At 39.6% G+C, this 15,414-nt stretch carries 15 protein-coding genes and 2 tRNA genes; 14 read left to right on the top strand and 3 right to left on the bottom strand.

Annotated elements, in window-relative coordinates; all coding sequences use genetic code 11:
* The first annotated feature begins 69 nt into the window (after nt 1-69).
* From G6Q06_RS04555 to G6Q06_RS04565, 3 genes are all read left to right on the top strand, one after another.
* Entirely contained in the window at nt 70-1,413 is a 1,344-nt protein-coding gene (locus tag G6Q06_RS04555; RefSeq protein ID WP_163565856.1) for a phosphoethanolamine transferase, read from the top strand.
* Between the two features lie 118 nt (nt 1,414-1,531).
* Nucleotides 1,532-1,608: transfer RNA gene (locus G6Q06_RS04560), tRNA-Ile, on the top strand.
* 12 nt (nt 1,609-1,620) lie between these two features.
* Nucleotides 1,621-1,696, top strand: a tRNA-Ala gene (locus tag G6Q06_RS04565).
* Between the two features lie 46 nt (nt 1,697-1,742).
* Here G6Q06_RS04565 and G6Q06_RS04570 read toward each other — a convergent pair.
* The 3 genes from G6Q06_RS04570 to G6Q06_RS04580 all read right to left on the bottom strand — a co-directional run bounded on the left by G6Q06_RS04570 (nt 1,743) and on the right by G6Q06_RS04580 (nt 4,522).
* Nucleotides 1,743-2,396, bottom strand: coding sequence for a hypothetical protein (locus G6Q06_RS04570; protein ID WP_163534975.1), 654 nt, complete (start codon nt 2,394-2,396; stop codon nt 1,743-1,745).
* A 206-nt stretch (nt 2,397-2,602) separates the two neighbouring features.
* Nucleotides 2,603-3,241: an ABC transporter ATP-binding protein gene (locus G6Q06_RS04575; protein WP_163564259.1), complete on the bottom strand. Its 639-nt coding sequence runs from the start codon at nt 3,239-3,241 to the stop codon at nt 2,603-2,605.
* Between the two features lie 9 nt (nt 3,242-3,250).
* Entirely contained in the window at nt 3,251-4,522 is a 1,272-nt protein-coding gene (locus tag G6Q06_RS04580) for an apolipoprotein N-acyltransferase (protein WP_163565857.1), read from the bottom strand.
* A 96-nt stretch (nt 4,523-4,618) separates the two neighbouring features.
* Here G6Q06_RS04580 and G6Q06_RS04585 point away from each other — a divergent pair, with 96 nt between their 5' ends.
* The 11 genes from G6Q06_RS04585 (at nt 4,619) to G6Q06_RS04635 (ending at nt 15,404) form a co-directional block, all read left to right on the top strand.
* Nucleotides 4,619-5,239: a CvpA family protein gene (locus G6Q06_RS04585; RefSeq protein ID WP_163534972.1), complete on the top strand. Its 621-nt coding sequence runs from the start codon at nt 4,619-4,621 to the stop codon at nt 5,237-5,239.
* 11 nt (nt 5,240-5,250) lie between these two features.
* The gene (gene lysS, locus G6Q06_RS04590) at nt 5,251-6,744 is read left to right on the top strand and encodes a lysine--tRNA ligase (protein ID WP_163565858.1); all 1,494 of its coding nucleotides are present in this window, start codon (nt 5,251-5,253) and stop codon (nt 6,742-6,744) included.
* Entirely contained in the window at nt 6,737-7,987 is a 1,251-nt protein-coding gene (locus G6Q06_RS04595; protein WP_163565859.1) for a serine hydroxymethyltransferase, read from the top strand. The genes lysS and G6Q06_RS04595 overlap by 8 nt, the downstream gene beginning before the upstream one ends.
* A gap of 11 nt (nt 7,988-7,998) precedes the next feature.
* The gene (locus G6Q06_RS04600; protein ID WP_163534969.1) at nt 7,999-8,541 is read left to right on the top strand and encodes a DUF1882 domain-containing protein; all 543 of its coding nucleotides are present in this window, start codon (nt 7,999-8,001) and stop codon (nt 8,539-8,541) included.
* Nucleotides 8,542-8,567: 26 nt separating this feature from the next.
* A complete protein-coding gene (locus G6Q06_RS04605) occupies nt 8,568-9,524 on the top strand; it encodes an SPOR domain-containing protein (protein ID WP_240329227.1) in 957 nt (318 codons plus the stop codon).
* 63 nt (nt 9,525-9,587) lie between these two features.
* Nucleotides 9,588-9,959, top strand: a complete 372-nt coding sequence (locus G6Q06_RS04610; RefSeq protein WP_205435881.1) for a RidA family protein — start codon at nt 9,588-9,590, stop codon at nt 9,957-9,959.
* An 8-nt stretch (nt 9,960-9,967) separates the two neighbouring features.
* A complete protein-coding gene (locus G6Q06_RS04615; protein WP_163534968.1) occupies nt 9,968-11,212 on the top strand; it encodes an NAD(P)/FAD-dependent oxidoreductase in 1,245 nt (414 codons plus the stop codon).
* Between the two features lie 23 nt (nt 11,213-11,235).
* Complete coding sequence (locus G6Q06_RS04620; RefSeq protein ID WP_163565860.1) at nt 11,236-12,603, top strand: alanine/glycine:cation symporter family protein; 1,368 nt, start codon at nt 11,236-11,238, stop codon at nt 12,601-12,603.
* On the top strand, nt 12,572-13,714 hold the full coding sequence (gene alr / locus G6Q06_RS04625) for an alanine racemase (protein WP_205435883.1): 1,143 nt from the start codon (nt 12,572-12,574) through the stop codon (nt 13,712-13,714). The genes G6Q06_RS04620 and alr overlap by 32 nt, the downstream gene beginning before the upstream one ends.
* 696 nt (nt 13,715-14,410) lie before the next feature.
* Entirely contained in the window at nt 14,411-15,121 is a 711-nt protein-coding gene (locus G6Q06_RS04630; RefSeq protein WP_163533310.1) for a vWA domain-containing protein, read from the top strand.
* 13 nt (nt 15,122-15,134) lie between these two features.
* Entirely contained in the window at nt 15,135-15,404 is a 270-nt protein-coding gene (locus G6Q06_RS04635; protein ID WP_163533311.1) for a hypothetical protein, read from the top strand.
* Nucleotides 15,405-15,414: the final 10 nt, after the last annotated feature.

Consider the following 15,414-nt stretch of genomic DNA (forward strand, 5'->3'; position numbering starts at 1 on the left):
GCCAAATTAGGCTAGATTAAGGAGGTTTAGGGAAAAGGTTAAGCCCCTAAAATAGGGGCTTAGGGTGGAATGGGGGGAGTGGTGGAGATAGGCTTTATCTTACCTAATTTGGGAGTGCTTGCTACTTACATCCTCTTTTGTGTGGTATTCCTCTCTTTGGTGCATTTTAAAATCCATGTACAAACTAAACTTGGCTTAAAAATTCTTTCTAGTTTATTTGTAGCTTTTTGGATACATAATTTAGGGGCGTACTGTTTTAGAGACGATCATCACGGCGCCTTCATTAATCCTAACATCCCCACACGGATCATGCCTATGATCAAAGAATTTTACGCAATAGGCGTGAGTTTGAAAGAATATAAACAGACTAAATATAAAGCAAATCTCAAGCAAAGCTATCCTAAAGATTATCTGAGGGTAGATTTAAACAGCGTTTCTAATGTTGTGCTCATTGTAGGTGAAAGTGCCTCTAGAAATTTTATGGGAGTTTATGGCTACCCTGTGGCTAATACCCCCTTTTTAAGCGATTTATCTACAAAGGGGCATTTATTTATCTTTAAAGATGTGATCTCAGCCTTTGCAAACACTTACGCCGTTTTTAAAACCCTTCTGAATTACTCTGATGTAGAAAATAGTAGCACCCCCGCATGGCAGCAAAAGAATTTAGGTTTAATTTTTAAATTAGCTGGCTATAAAACCTTTTGGTTTGACTCACAAGATGATCTTGAGAATAACCGCGCCTTTGCTTTTTGGTCTGCCCCCTTTATGAAACGTTATTGGAGTAATGGTTTTTTAAAAGCTGACAATGCTACTCTAGATGCGTGGCTTATCTCTGCCTTTAACAAACAAAAAAGCCAACTAGCTTCTAAAAATTTTATTCTTTTCCATCTCTTTGGTAGCCACCCTGCTTATCAATACCGTTTCCCTAAAACTTATTCTAAATTTGTGCCTACAGATATTCCCTACCAAAATTTGCATGTACAAAATAATCACGATAAGCAAATCGTGGCTGACTATGTTAACTCACTTTACTACACTGATTCAGTTTTACAAGAAATCTTTAAACTCTTTGAGAATAAAGATGCCCTAATTGTCTATCTCTCCGATCACGCTCAAGATATTTTTGAAAGTGGCTCTACTTATGGGCATAAATGCTCTGCTTATGGTGTAGAAATTCCTTTTATGATCTATGTTACCGATGTCTTTAGACAAAAGCACCCAGAAAAGCTAAAACTAATGACTCAGGCGATAAATAAGCCCTTTATGAGTGATGATCTAATCCACTCGCTTTTGCCCTTAGTGGGTATCCACACTAAAGATAATTTAGAGAGCAAAAACCTCTTCAGCCCTGCTTTTGATACCAATAGAAAAAGAGTCTATTGTGATCATCAGGTATATGAGAAAAAACACTAGTAAGCAAGGTTAAAAACATCATTTCTAGCAAATTATAAATATACTAAGCGATCCTATCTTTTAGAAAATTTTTAAGATTTTTTGGTTAGAATGGGCGCTTTTTGGTGAATTGTTAATCGGGCTTATAGCTCAGGTGGTTAGAGCGCACCCCTGATAAGGGTGAGGTCAGAGGTTCAAGTCCTCTTAAGCCCACCATTTTTTAAATTCGGGGGATTAGCTCAGTTGGGAGAGCGCCTGCTTTGCACGCAGGAGGCCAGCGGTTCGAACCCGCTATCCTCCACCAAATCCACCTACTTTTAAACTTTTAAATTAATCCCTAACGCGTTATCTTAATGATTGATAAATTCTTTAGGCTGTGCAGGTTGATTAGTTGTTTGCAATTCTTTAAGCGCATATTGGTTTCCAAATTCTGCGGCTTTTCTTAAAATTTTGACATCTGTAGCTGCCATAGCTGTAGGATCAGCCCCATTACCAAGCATATATAAAGCCGCACCGATATAGTGTTTGCGTACATGGGAATTTGCAAAGTTCCGCGCTTTTAGCTTATCCAGATTCCATGTTTTTGTTTTATAATCCCCACCCCCATTGGCAAATAAAACCTCTTCAATCAGTCTAAGGGCTATATCTCTATTGATAAAAACACATTTGCCCTCTGCATAGGCGCTAGCTAGCCCTACTTTGGCCACTACCATAGCCAAACTATTATTGCTGCGTACACGATGAATCACAAATTCAAAATAATCAACCGCCCTACACGCATCTGCTCTAACTCCCCAGCCACCTAAATACATTTTGCCTACAAAGGCTGTAGCTAATAAATCCCCGTTTTTATGTGCACGGTTATAGATATTAAAGGCCTCATAGTCGCGTCCTCTACTTTCTAGCACTAAACCTCTTTCAACCAAAGCGCTAACTTCCCCTTCTGCTGGTAGCAATGAGCAAAGCCCTAAAACACTCAAAAGCCAAAATTTGAAAAAATCCATAAGAATCCTTTATCTTTTTTATTTTTACACGACTAGAAAATCTGCTAAATACAGATCCGCGGGGAGTAAGAAGTTTTCTTATAAGAGATCAGATGGGCTGCGGGGGGGGGGGGGGGGGGGAAAGTACTTAAATACAACAGATTCATTAAAAAGCAAATCCTTAAATCTCAAAATGATACTGATTCTAGCAAAAATTTTTAAATGAATCAAAGGGGGCGTAAACGCTGGTTTTCTAAAAGGAAAATCCGCGAACAGCCACGCGCGATCTTTTCATCATGGGTGGCTAACACCAAAACCCCCTGTTGTGCTTGGATATAGTTATGCATGGCTTGCATGACAGCTAAAGCGGTGGAGGTGTCTAAATTGCCAGTAGGTTCGTCTGCAAAGATGATTTTAGGTTGTTTGGTTAAAACTCTAGCGATAGAAAGCCGTTGTTGTTGCCCGCCGCTAAGCTCTCCAATTTGTTGCTTTAGGGTATGGGCAATCCCTAGCGTTTCTAATAATTGCATTTCAATGGGTTTTTTAGACAAAATAGAGGCAACTTGGAGATTTTCTAAAGCATTAAACCCTCTAAAAAGGTAGTGGGCTTGGAAGATAATCCCTAATACATGGCGTCTTAACTCTAGCAAGGTTTTTAAAGGTAGAGCATAGATATCGCTATATTCTAAGAGCCGTACTTTGCCATGCAAGGGTTTTAGCATGGTAGATAGGTGGTTGAGTAAACTAGACTTCCCGCTCCCACTCACACCCAAAAGCGCAATAGACTCCCCGGCCTTTGCCTCTAAGTGCAAATCTTGATATAACCATGTATCAAATTTGTGGCCAATTTCTACTGCCTCTAACATAACCCTCCTTTAAAAATTTTGATCGCCTAGTAAAGTTGGGGAAAGAATATAGGCTGGGGATTTATTCACGCTATGGATAATGGTTTTAGAAAAACGCCGTGCGTAGTATTTGAGTAACATTCTTTGTAAAAAAGGCTCGATACTAGGCACAAACCAAGCATTATTACTCACCACAATTAGATGAGAGGGGCTATTAATATAAGCCCTTTGAGAAGTCCCCTCATAGCAAACTAGGGGTCTAAAAGCAAAACCATTGAGATTAAAATCTGTAAAATTAGGGGCACTGCCTAAGTTAAAAACCTCACTACCAAAGAAAAAGCGATCCAAGTAATCAGCGATAAACTGAGGAAAGGGCATGGTTTCTCCAAAGGGGGCTAAGATCACTTTGTGGGCATAATTATAGGTGTTATCATGGAAAATATAGGTGGAATTATAGATTGTATGATCTTCTTTATAAAGGGCACCGGTGATAATGGTAATTTGCTGCCCTAGCTGTATTAGAGTGTGGAGTAAGTTACTTTGATTAAGCGCGATAGGAAAGGCCGTTTCAGGTAGGATTATCATTTTTTGGTGTTCTTTAATGGCTTGTTGGATTTGATCTAAATTGTCATGAATGTGGCTTTCAAAGATTGGGTGTTGCCATTTATTTTCTTGATCAACATGTGTTTTAATAGGCTTAATACTTTTAAGGGGCGCGGAGGTATGGGGATATTCTAAACAGAATAATAAAATCAAGCTAGCTAAAAATTTCATGTAAAAGGGTTTAACTAGGGGATTTTTATACACATAAAGAGCTAGAGCGATTAAAATCATGAGAAAGTGTACTTTATCCACTTTAAACAAAGAATAGGCAAAAAAGGCATCTGGAACTAGCCAATCAAATCCAAAAGGGTGTATATAACTGGTAAGCCACATTGTAACAACACGGTAAAACAAAAATTGTTGATACAAGACGAGGTAAAAAACTCCGGTATAACAAAGAGCAACTAGGATAATGATAAGAGGCATGAAAAAGGGATAATCGTTGTAACGAAAACTCAAAGCACACCAATAAAACAACCCTAAACCCACACAAAACCCAAAAAAAACGCGCTGTTTGGCTTTAACTAGTAAACATGCTAGCATGCTCAAAGGGGCTAAAAAAGTTTCTAAACCTAGTAAAATTTTAGGATAGGGGGCGATCAAACAACCTAAATAAGGGGGGGATAAAAACAAAAGAGCCAAAACTAAAGGCTGGATAAGTTCTTTTGAAAAATAACGCTTGATCTTTAAAGATAGCAAATAAACCTCTTGTTCTTTTGCTGATTTAAGCTTTGCATTGTAAAATACTTAGACTTAAAAACATAGCCACTTGAATTTTATTAAGAATGGGTGTTGATGGGTTATTATATCGACATTGCTTTGGCGGTGCTTATTGTAGGAGTTGGACTCCGCGGGTTTTATAATGGTTTTATTGATGAAGTGTCTGGTTTATTGGGGATTGTTTTAGGGGTTTACTTAGCATCTAGGTGGGCAGAAAGGGTGGGGTCTTTGTTTTCCTCGCATGTATATGCCTTCCATGACCCCTCTATGTCTAGTTTGGTAGGTTTTGTATTAGTGCTTGCCTGTGTGTGGATTGCTTTTTTAGTAACAGGAGTAATTGTGAGTAAGGCTATTGTTCTGAGTAATTTAGGCATTATAGATCGCATTTTAGGGTTTTTATTTGGCTGTACTAAGATATTTTTGATTCTAGCCTTTTTACTCTACACCATTTCACGCCTCTCTTTCATGAAAAGCCTAGATGTTTATTTACACGCCCACAGCCAGATTTACCCCTATATGCATACCATTGCCTCCCATGTTCTCCGGCTTAAAGAAGTACAAGAGATTGGTGAAATGATTGAGCAAAAGGCTAAAAAAGCCAAAAAAGAGAATTTTCCTGAGAGTTTAGACCCTACAAAGGTTAAAAGCAATTTAGAGACGATACCAGAGGGTGTAAGCCCGCAAAAATCCCATTGATAGAAACCACCATGTTTGATAATGCCTACATTAAACAACGCATACAAAAAGTAGATTTGTTGCGCGCTGTATCTAAAAACCCTTATGATAATCAGGTAGAGCGTACTTTAGATAATGCTACATTTTTAAAGCGCTTTGAAACTTTGCAAAATCAAGCAGAGTCTAAAGACCCCTCTAGTATTTGTGCTTTGGTGGGGCGCTTGCGCTTTATCCGCTTAATGGGTAAGGCCTGTTTTATTAAGATTGAAGATCAAAGCGCATTATTGCAAGTTTATCTCTCACAAAATGATTTAGGCAAAGAATCTTTTGATCTGTTTAAAAAGTGTGTAGAAGTGGGTGATATTCTTAATGTGGTGGGCTATCCCTTTGTAACTAAAACAGGGGAATTAAGTTTACATGCCACTTCTTATAAAATTCTTACTAAATCCATTGTACCTTTGCCTGAGAAATTCCATGGCCTTAGTGATATTGAACTACGCTACCGCCAACGCTATTTAGATCTAGTAGTTAATCCTGCAGTCAAAGAGGTTTTTAAAACCCGTAGTGTGATTGTGGCTACTACCCGCCGTTTTTTTGAGGAAAAAGGGTTTTTGGAAGTAGAAACGCCTATGATGCACCCTATTGCTGGAGGGGCTAATGCGCGTCCCTTTATCACCTATCATAATGCTTTAGAGGTAGAGCGTTATTTAAGAATTGCCCCTGAATTGTATTTAAAACGCTTGGTAGTGGGTGGATTTGAAGCGGTTTTTGAAATTAATCGCAATTTTAGAAACGAGGGCATGGATCACTCCCATAACCCGGAATTTACCATGCTAGAGTTTTATTGGGCTTATAAAACTTATGAGGATTTAATCACCCTCACACAAGAACTTTTTCATAAACTATTGCAGGTTTTAAACTTGCCCTTAAAAATTTCCTATCAAGATCAAGAGATTGATTTTAGCGTGTTTAGAGTGCTTAGTTTTAAACAGGCTTTAATAGAGGTAGGGGGATTGGAGGCTGCGTTATTAGAAGATAGTTCTAAACTTTTAGCATTTTTAGAAGAACAAGGGGCGCATTTGGAAGGATTGATCACACATGGCAAACTTTTAGCGGAGGCCTTTGATCTATGCGTTGAGTCTAAATTAATTAATCCTACCTTTATTACAGAATACCCGATTGAAATTAGCCCCCTAGCGCGCCGTAATGACACTAATCCAATGATTGCCGATCGTTTTGAGCTCTTCATTGCGGGTAAAGAAATTGCCAATGGTTTTAGCGAGCTTAATGATCCGCTAGATCAATACCAGCGTTTTGAAGAACAAGTAAAGGCTAAAGAGAGCGGAGATGAAGAGGCGCAGTTAATGGATACAGATTATGTTTGGGCACTTGGATTAGGTATGCCCCCTACAGCAGGTGAGGGGATTGGCATTGATCGTTTAGTGATGTTATTAACCAATTCTAAAACGATTAAAGATGTAATTTTGTTTCCGGCTATGAAACCTGAAAAGGACGGGCATGCCTAAAGCATTTTATCTAGAACAAAGCGATCCAGAAATTTTTGATTTGTTGCAAGCAGAATTACAACGCCAAAGCGCGCATTTAGAGATGATTGCTAGTGAAAATTACACCTTTGAAAGTGTAATGGAGGCCATGGGGAGTGTGCTAACTAATAAATACGCTGAAGGCTATCCTTTTAAGCGCTATTATGGGGGCTGTGAGGTGGTTGATGCTGTTGAAACTTTAGCAATAAATCGGGCTAAAAAACTCTTTAATTGTGCCTTTGCTAATGTGCAAGCCCATTCAGGTAGCCAAGCCAACATGGCCATTTATCACGCCCTATTAAAACCCTATGATAAGATTTTAAGCATGGAACTTAATAGCGGGGGGCATTTAAGCCATGCTTCTAAAGTCAATATCACCGGACAACATTTTCAGGGTTTTTATTATGGGGTGAATGCAGAGGGGTGGATTGATTATGAGGAAGTTTTGCGCATTGCTAAGATTGTGCGCCCTAAACTCATTGTATGCGGGTATTCTGCCTATCCTAGAGAGATTGATTTTAAACGCTTTAGAGAAATTGCTGATGAGGTGGGTGCGCTTTTAATGGGCGATATAGCCCATATTGCCGGGTTAGTGGTGGCCTCTGAGCACCCTAACCCGTTTCCGCATTGCCATGTAGTTAGTAGCACCACACATAAAACACTTAGAGGCCCTAGAGGTGGGCTTATTTTAAGCAATGATGAGCAAATTGCAACTAAAATTGATCGCGCACTTTTCCCGGGTTTACAAGGGGGGCCTTTAATGCATGTGATTGCGGCTAAGGCGGTGGGTTTTTTAGAAAATCTTAAACCAGAGTGGAAAACTTATGCAATTCAGGTTAAGCGCAATTTAGCAGTGCTTGTCAAGGTGTTTTTAGAAAGAGGTTTTAATTTAGTCAGTGGTGGGAGTGATAATCATTTATTGGTGATGCGCTTTGATCGCTTTAGCGGCAAAGAAGCCCAAGAGGCTTTAGGCAAGGCTGGAATTATTGTAAATAAAAACACAGTGCCAGCAGAAACAAGAAGCCCCTTTATCACAAGTGGGATTCGTCTAGGATCAGCAGCGCTGAGCAGTAGAGGGATGAAAGAGGCGGAATTTAGTTTTATTGGTAGGCAAATTGCAGATGTATTAGAAAATATAGAGGATACAGAGAAATTAAAAGCGATCTATGAGGAAATAGTGGCGTTTACACAAAACTATCCCCTTTATCATGCGCCGATTTTTTAAAGGATTAAATGATGACAGAAATGCAATTAAAGCTTATCAAACTCCAGACGGGGTTTTACTATGTTTTAAAGCCCGGTTTAGGGGCTAAGATAGAATACATGGGTCGTTGTTATTATGATAAGTTTGAAAAAGTAGATGCCCCCTTAACTTCTATGTTGATTCAAAAACATTGGAGAAAAGAGATCACCCTTGCCCATGCTTTAATTTTACAAGGCGATAAGGTTGAAAATATTGTTTTTGATTACAATGGTTATAACCCGGAGCGATTTTATCATAAAGCCCAGTTGCTTTTAAGAGAAGAGGGTTTTATTAATTTTACCGCCTATGAAAGTAAAACCCCGGGGCATTTACACCTCTATGTGCATAAAGGGCATACGGCATTAAGCGAAGGGTGTCGTTTGGCGCGTACCCTTTCTATGAAACTTGCACAAGGGTTGCCCAATGAGTGGCGGGTATTTCCCAATAATGAACTCCCCCCTTCGTTTAATATTTTGGTTTTACCTTATGAGGTATTTGCTAAAGAGCGGGGGGCTAGCTGGGCTAAGCACTTATAAGTTTGAGATTTTATAAAGGAACGATGATGGATAATAATGAACTCAATAAAGAGCTAAATAAGCGACTCAATGATTTAGTAGAGGAAGAAAAAGGTTCTGGGCTTAAGAAAGTCTTATTGATTGTGGCGATTGGTTTAATCGTGCTGGTGGTGGTTTTGGTGGTGTTTTATAAGAGTACGCGTGAGCCGGCCAAAAGTGTATTATTACCTCCAGATAAGGGCATGCAAAAAGTGGGCAATACAGCTGATCATAATGCTAATAATTTTGAAAGCCTCAATTTAGAGCCTAGCGCTAAAAAACCTGATGAGGATAAGTTTGATCAAATTGTAAAAGACATCCAAGCTAAGCAAAAACCCAGTCCACAAGATGAAACTAAGCTTACAACTTTGCCTGCAAGCCCGCTTGATAAACCCGCTCAGCCAACACCCCCTCCAACTCCGCCATTGCAAAAACCTACACCCATGCCAATTCCGCCTACTGGTGTGAATAACTCCCACCAGCAAAATCATCCTAAAGAGAACGCGCATGCAAAGACTCAAATCCAAAAAGTAGAGCATGAGAAAGCCCATGCAACAAATCACCATCAAGTTGTCAAAAAAGAACACCCCAAAACAGCGCATAATCAAGCCACTACCCATAAAGAAACACCCCATAAACACCATGTAGCAGAAAAAACAGCCACAGCCCACCACACACCTAAAACAACTCCAGCCCCTCATAAAGAAGTGGCAAAGACAACACCACCCCCACACTTAGATAAGCCCACATTGCCTAAAGGCTTTTATTTGCAAGTGGGGGTATTTAGTAAAACGCCTAACCCTAAATTTTTAGAAGCCATTAAAAAATATCCCCATCAAGTACAAGATGTCAATGGGCAAAAACGCTATCTTATTGGGCCCTATGCTAGTAAAGAGCAAGCAGACGCAGAAATTGATAAGATCACAGATAACCTAGCTAAACCTGTACATGTGCAAATCAAATAAGGTATCAGCTTAAATACAGCTTGTATGGGGCAAAATGGGGCTTTTTATTTTTAAAGGATCAATATGAAAGCAATACACTCAGAACACGCGCCTAAGGCTATTGGGCCCTATTCACAGGCAATAGAAACCCAAGGTTTAGTGTTTGTCTCTGGACAATTAGGTTTAAATGCCAATGGAGAGTTTGCAGGGAATAATATAGAAGCACAAGCCAAACAGGCTATGGAAAATATTAAAGCAATTCTTAAGGCGGCTAATTTAGGAATGGAGTCTATTGTAAAAACCACCATTCTACTGAAAAATTTAGAGGATTTTGCGGCTGTCAATAGTGTTTATGGGAGCTATTTTCAAGAGCCCTATCCTGCCCGTGCTACTTACCAAGTTGCCAAACTACCTAAAGATGGTTTGGTTGAAATTGAGGCTATTGCCCAAAAATAGGAGAGATCATGCAAAAAGATGCCGTTGTGATTGGCGGAGGCATCGTTGGTTTAAGTTGTGCTTATTCTTTGCACAAACTGGGTCGCAAAGTGAGTGTAATTGATAAAGGCGATGGGAGTAATGGGACTTCCTTTGGTAATGCCGGGCTTATTTCGGCTTTTAAAAAGGCCCCGCTTTCTAACCCGGGTGTGGTGTTAGACACAATCAAACTCATGCTAAAAGGACAAGCCCCTTTAAATATCCATTGGGGGATTAACCCTTTGTTATACCGCTGGTTGTGTAAGTTTATTAGAAGCGCTAACCCTAAATCTGCTAAACGGACTATGGCTCTTTTTGAGCGCTATGGCTGGATGAGTGTTGATATTTACCATGAAATGCTCAATGACGGCATGGATTTTTGGTATAAAGAAGATGGCTTGCTTATGATTTACACCCTACAAGAAAACTTTGATAAAAAAGTTAAGCTATGCCAAGATCACTACGATAGCCAGACTTACACGATCTTTAATCCAAAAGAAACTTTAGATTACATGCCCGTTGCTAAAGAAGAAAGCATTTGTGGGAGCGTACTGCTTAAAGAAAATGCCCATATTGATGCTAGAGAGGTTATGGAAAGTCTGCATCATTATCTTCAAAATGCCGGTGTGGAGTTTTACTACAACGAGGAAGTGCTAGACTTTGAGTTTAGCGGCTCTAAAGTTAGTGGCATTATCACGCATTTAAATCGGATAGAAGCTGATATTATTGTTTTAGCCACAGGTGCAAATCCCCAACTGATCAAAAAAACCCAAAATGACTTTTTAATGATGGGGGCTAAGGGTTATAGCATCACTTTTAAAATGGAAGAAAGCCTTAAACCCAAAACTTCCTCATTATTTGCTGATATTTTCTTAGCCATGACCCCTAGAAGGCACACAGTGCGTATCACCTCTAAATTAGAACTCAACACAACAGATCCACACATCACTGCCTCTCAAATTGCCAATATGAAAAAGAATTTCACCACTTTTACCAAACCCTTTGAGATGATTGAGCCGGTTGAGTGGAGCGGGTTTAGGCCTTTAACACCTAATGATATTCCTTATTTAGGTTTTGATAAAACTTATAAAAATCTAATCCATGCAACTGGGCTAGGCTGGCTTGGAATGACTTTTGGACCGGCTCTTGGCCGTATTGTTGCTAATTTAAGCGTGGATGGAAGCAATGAAAAAAATGCAGATGCCATGCTCTTTTCTGCCTTTTTTAGAGAGTAGTTTGCACTTGTTAAAGGAGAGCCATGGGCTATCTAAACTCCCTCTTAAATACCATCAAAGAGTGGGTATGGGGACCACCCCTACTAGTTTTATTGGTAGGTACGGGTCTATTTTATACCTTTGTATTAAAGGGTTTACAATTTTCTAAAACCTACCACGCTTTTAAAGTTCTTTGCACTAGGGATAAACATTCTGGGGGCGATATTACCCAATTTTCTGCCCTCATGCTCTCTATTGGAGCTACTGTAGGGATTGGGAGCATTATTGGGGTATCTGTTGCGATTATCTCTGGAGGACCTGGGAGCATTTTTTGGATGTGGGTAACAGGCATTGTAGGCATGGCCACTAAATATGCCGAAGGCGTGCTTTCTTTGAAATATAGAGAAGTGGGTAAATATGGCTACAAAGGCGGGCCTATGTATTACATTAAAAATGGCTTGAACATGCCCAAACTTGCCTTTATTTTTGCCTTTTTTACTTTAATTGCCTCTTTTGGGATTGGGAGCATGACTCAGGCTAATGCTGTTTCCTCAATCCTGCTCCACCGTGCTTTAATCCCTACTTGGTTATCTGGTTTGATTGTAGCGGGTATTACCGGGTTTATTTTAATGGGAGGAATTAAATCCATTAGCAAATTTAGCGATTACTTTGCTCCCTTCATGGTGCTTTTATATGTTCTCACCACCCTTTATATTGTCATCACCCATTTAGGCGATGCCTTTGAAGCTGTTAAGCTTATTTGTGCTCAAGCCTTCCACCCTAAAGAAGCCATTGGTGGAACGGCTGGGGGTATGGCTTTATTAACCATGATTGAAATTGGGGTGAGTAAGGGGCTTTTTTCTAATGAAGCGGGTATGGGTAGCGCGGCCATTGTAGCGGCTGCTTCTAAAAGCGCACACCCGGTTAAACAAGCTTTAATCACTATGCTCCAGCCTCTTATTATCACTATGATGGTTTGTACTTCTACAGCCTTGTTAGTGTTAATGGCTCCGGTGTATAAAGAATTCCATGATGCAAGTTTACTCACCTATGAAAGCGTGCGTTATTTTTATCCGCAAGCTGGCTGGGTTGTCTTTGCCTCTATTATCTTTTTTGCTTATTCTACTATCGTGGGCTGGGCTTATTATGGAGAGCGCAGTATAGAATTTACTTTTGGTGGCTCTTGTATTTTTTACTACCGCATTTTGTACTTGGTAGGAATCTTTGTGGGTTCTGTAACTAAACTTGAATTTGTCTGGAATTTTTCAGATATTGCCAATGCTTTAATGGCCATTCCTAATTTGATCGCTTTACTTTTACTTTATAAAGTTGTGGTAGCAGAAACTAAGTCGTATTTTAATACAGAACAAAAAACACTCCATGTCCACAAATCCGCTCCTCTCTCGCGCTAGCTATATTGAAATTGACACAAAAGCCCTAGCCCATAATTTTAAAGTAATATCAAAAGTAGCAGATGGCATGGCAATCATGGCAGTTGTTAAGGCTAATGCTTATGGAGTGGGTGCACTGGAGGCTAGCCGTGTATTTATAGAGCAAGGAGCTAGTTATTTAGGGGTAGCCACTTATGAAGAAGCTCTAGAGGTGCGTTTACATTTTGCCTCTATCCCTATTTTAATCTTGGGTTTTACACCCACCCATATGGCAGAAGAGCTGATCAAAAACCACATTACCCAAACCCTTTTTTCCTATGAACAAGCTTGTTATTTTTCACAAGTGGCATTATCTTTAAAACAAAAACTCAAAGTGCATATCAAAATAGATACCGGTATGAGTCGTTTAGGCTTTTTCCCCACAGAGCAAAGCGCAAATACCATTGCTAAAATCGCCCGATTAAAGGGATTAGAAGTAGAAGGGATATTTACCCACCATAGCAATGCCGATTCGCTTTATAAGGGTTATGCCACGATGCAAGCAGAAAGATTTATAGAATTTTTAGATTTATTAGATCAATTAGGGCTTTCTTTTAAATACCGCCACATGGCAAACAGCGCAGCCACTATTTCTATGCCTAATTATGGTTTAGACATGGCTAGAGTCGGGCTAGCTCTTTATGGGTTACACCCCTCCATTTATACCCAAGATGCCCTTTTAAAAAAGGGTTTTGAGCTTAAAAATGTCCTCACTCTTAAAGCCCAAATTGTGAGCTTAAAAGAAATCCCTGCGGGTAGATTAATAGGCTATGGAGAGGATTTTTATTGTTTAGAGCCCACTAGAGTAGGGGTTTTACCACTAGGTTATGGCGATGGTTTTTCTAAAGTTTTGGGCAATAAAGCTTGGGGATTATTACATGGAAAAAAAATCCCCATTATTGGCGGGGTTTGCATGGATCAATGTTTTGTTGATCTAGGTGTTATCCAAGCAAAAGAGGGCGATACTGTTATATTACTAGGCGATCCAAAGAGTGGCGCGATGGGAGCAGGGGATATAGCCAAAATTTTAGGCATTATCAATTATGAAGCCATCACCATGCTAACTAAGCGTTTGCCAAGAATCTATTACTAAGTTTGTTATATCTAACACTATCTTTAAACCCTCAGTATATCTAAAAGAAAATCCAGCTAATCATCTTTGTTTATGATCGTGGGGTGGTTTATGCAGACTACCAAGAGATTTTTAGTTTTTCCTGATTTTCTCTATTTTGGCATGTGTGATCAAGATGCGCAAAATCTCTAAGATTCTTGGCAAAGCATATAACCGTGATCGCTATAGTGATAAAAGCATATCGGCGCTATAAAATTCAAAGAGTACAGATCAATAAGCCCCTGCTCTACAATCTACAAAGTTTTAGCCATTAGAATTACAAAGTTTAGGTGCTTTGTTTGCTTTCTTTGGGCTTTTAGTTGTAAATCTGTAACTAAAACGCCTCTAAACTATGAAAACACCGCCCTTAAGGCTTAAGGCATTTAAAACTTACCTTAGAGATCTATTTTATTTAAAAGACCTAGAAATACTTCACCTCCTTAACCTAAGGTGGGATCATTAGCAGCGATTTTTAAATAGTATTGCGCAAGTTCCTCTCTGCTTATATTCTAGATAAAGCTTTTCCTCTCTGAGTGCCCTAAATTCTGGCTTGGTAATTAAATTCTTGACTTTTAAGGGGGGGGGGGGGTAATATATCATTGCTTAGAGTTTGGTTAGTTGTATCCTGTTGATCAAAATTACAATAACCGCTAGCATCATTTTTTTAAAGGAGATTTTATGGCATTTAACCCTAATAATTATGTCGTTGAAGAGCGATTTATCCCTATTTTTCTACTCTTAGACACTTCAAGTTCTATGAATACAAATATGAAGGGAGGACAAACCCGCATTGATTGCCTCAACACTTGTGTGCAGATGATGATTGATTTACTCAAAGAGGAGGCAAAGCGAGAGAATGTTTCTAAATTAGCAGTGATCACTTTTGGAGCTGGTGGAGTGAAATTACACACCCGCCTTAGCAAGCTTGAAAGCATCCAATTTAGCCCCCTTGGCGCAGATGGTAGAACTCCGCTAGGAGCGGCTTTAAAACTTACAAGAGACTATATACAGGATAAAGACACCTTCCCGGACAAATTTTACACCCCCTATGTTGTCATGGTTTCTGATGGCGAGCCTAAGGACAATTGGAAAGACCCCTTGTATGATTTTATCCATAATAAAGAAAACCGCAGTTCTAAGAGTGTGCGCTACAGCGTGTTTATCGGCGACAAAGGCAAGGAGCCCCAAGCTATCCACGATTTTAGCGGATCGCCTAATCAGGTGTATTATGCTGATGATGTCCAAAGCCTCATTAATTGTTTTAAAGCCATTACAGCAAGCGTTACACAAGGGCGTAAGATAACCATCAAAGACGATCGCAGCGGGGGTGATAGGAATATTCAGGGTGGTCTTGGCGCGCTAGACGATCCTAATTTATCCAAACTTTAAATAAGGAGTGTTTATGGGAGCAATAGACATCACCCCTGAAGAGCTTCATGTTTTTATCGGGGAAATTAGGCGTTTCATTGAAGCACAGCATGAAGCAAGTGCACGCTTACAAGGAGCTTTTAACACCCTAGGTGAGACTTGGCGGGATGATAAAAAAGATCAGTTTGAAAGCAGTTTTCAGGATCTTTTGAAGATTTTAGCGCATTTTGAAGGCGAGGCAGAGGAGCAAATTAACCATTTAAACCATGTCATCAGTATTTTAGAGCCTTACGGGAACCTTTGATGTATGGTAA

Source organism: Helicobacter suis, assembly GCF_902196135.1.
GTDB classification, from domain to species: Bacteria; Campylobacterota; Campylobacteria; order Campylobacterales; family Helicobacteraceae; genus Helicobacter; species Helicobacter suis_A.

Excerpts from the sequence above, each read along its gene's own strand:
- G6Q06_RS04555 (WP_163565856.1), top strand. The coding sequence starts at position 70 with ATGGGGGGAGTGGTGGAGATAGGCTTTATCTTACCTAATTTGGGAGTG.
- G6Q06_RS04570 (WP_163534975.1), bottom strand. The coding sequence starts at position 2,396 with ATGGATTTTTTCAAATTTTGGCTTTTGAGTGTTTTAGGGCTTTGCTCA.
- G6Q06_RS04575 (WP_163564259.1), bottom strand. The coding sequence starts at position 3,241 with ATGTTAGAGGCAGTAGAAATTGGCCACAAATTTGATACATGGTTATAT.
- G6Q06_RS04585 (WP_163534972.1), top strand. The coding sequence starts at position 4,619 with ATGGGTTATTATATCGACATTGCTTTGGCGGTGCTTATTGTAGGAGTT.
- lysS (WP_163565858.1), top strand. The coding sequence starts at position 5,251 with ATGTTTGATAATGCCTACATTAAACAACGCATACAAAAAGTAGATTTG.
- G6Q06_RS04595 (WP_163565859.1), top strand. The coding sequence starts at position 6,737 with ATGCCTAAAGCATTTTATCTAGAACAAAGCGATCCAGAAATTTTTGAT.
- G6Q06_RS04600 (WP_163534969.1), top strand. The coding sequence starts at position 7,999 with ATGACAGAAATGCAATTAAAGCTTATCAAACTCCAGACGGGGTTTTAC.
- G6Q06_RS04605 (WP_240329227.1), top strand. The coding sequence starts at position 8,568 with ATGGATAATAATGAACTCAATAAAGAGCTAAATAAGCGACTCAATGAT.
- G6Q06_RS04610 (WP_205435881.1), top strand. The coding sequence starts at position 9,588 with ATGAAAGCAATACACTCAGAACACGCGCCTAAGGCTATTGGGCCCTAT.
- G6Q06_RS04615 (WP_163534968.1), top strand. The coding sequence starts at position 9,968 with ATGCAAAAAGATGCCGTTGTGATTGGCGGAGGCATCGTTGGTTTAAGT.
- G6Q06_RS04620 (WP_163565860.1), top strand. The coding sequence starts at position 11,236 with ATGGGCTATCTAAACTCCCTCTTAAATACCATCAAAGAGTGGGTATGG.
- alr (WP_205435883.1), top strand. The coding sequence starts at position 12,572 with ATGTCCACAAATCCGCTCCTCTCTCGCGCTAGCTATATTGAAATTGAC.
- G6Q06_RS04630 (WP_163533310.1), top strand. The coding sequence starts at position 14,411 with ATGGCATTTAACCCTAATAATTATGTCGTTGAAGAGCGATTTATCCCT.
- G6Q06_RS04635 (WP_163533311.1), top strand. The coding sequence starts at position 15,135 with ATGGGAGCAATAGACATCACCCCTGAAGAGCTTCATGTTTTTATCGGG.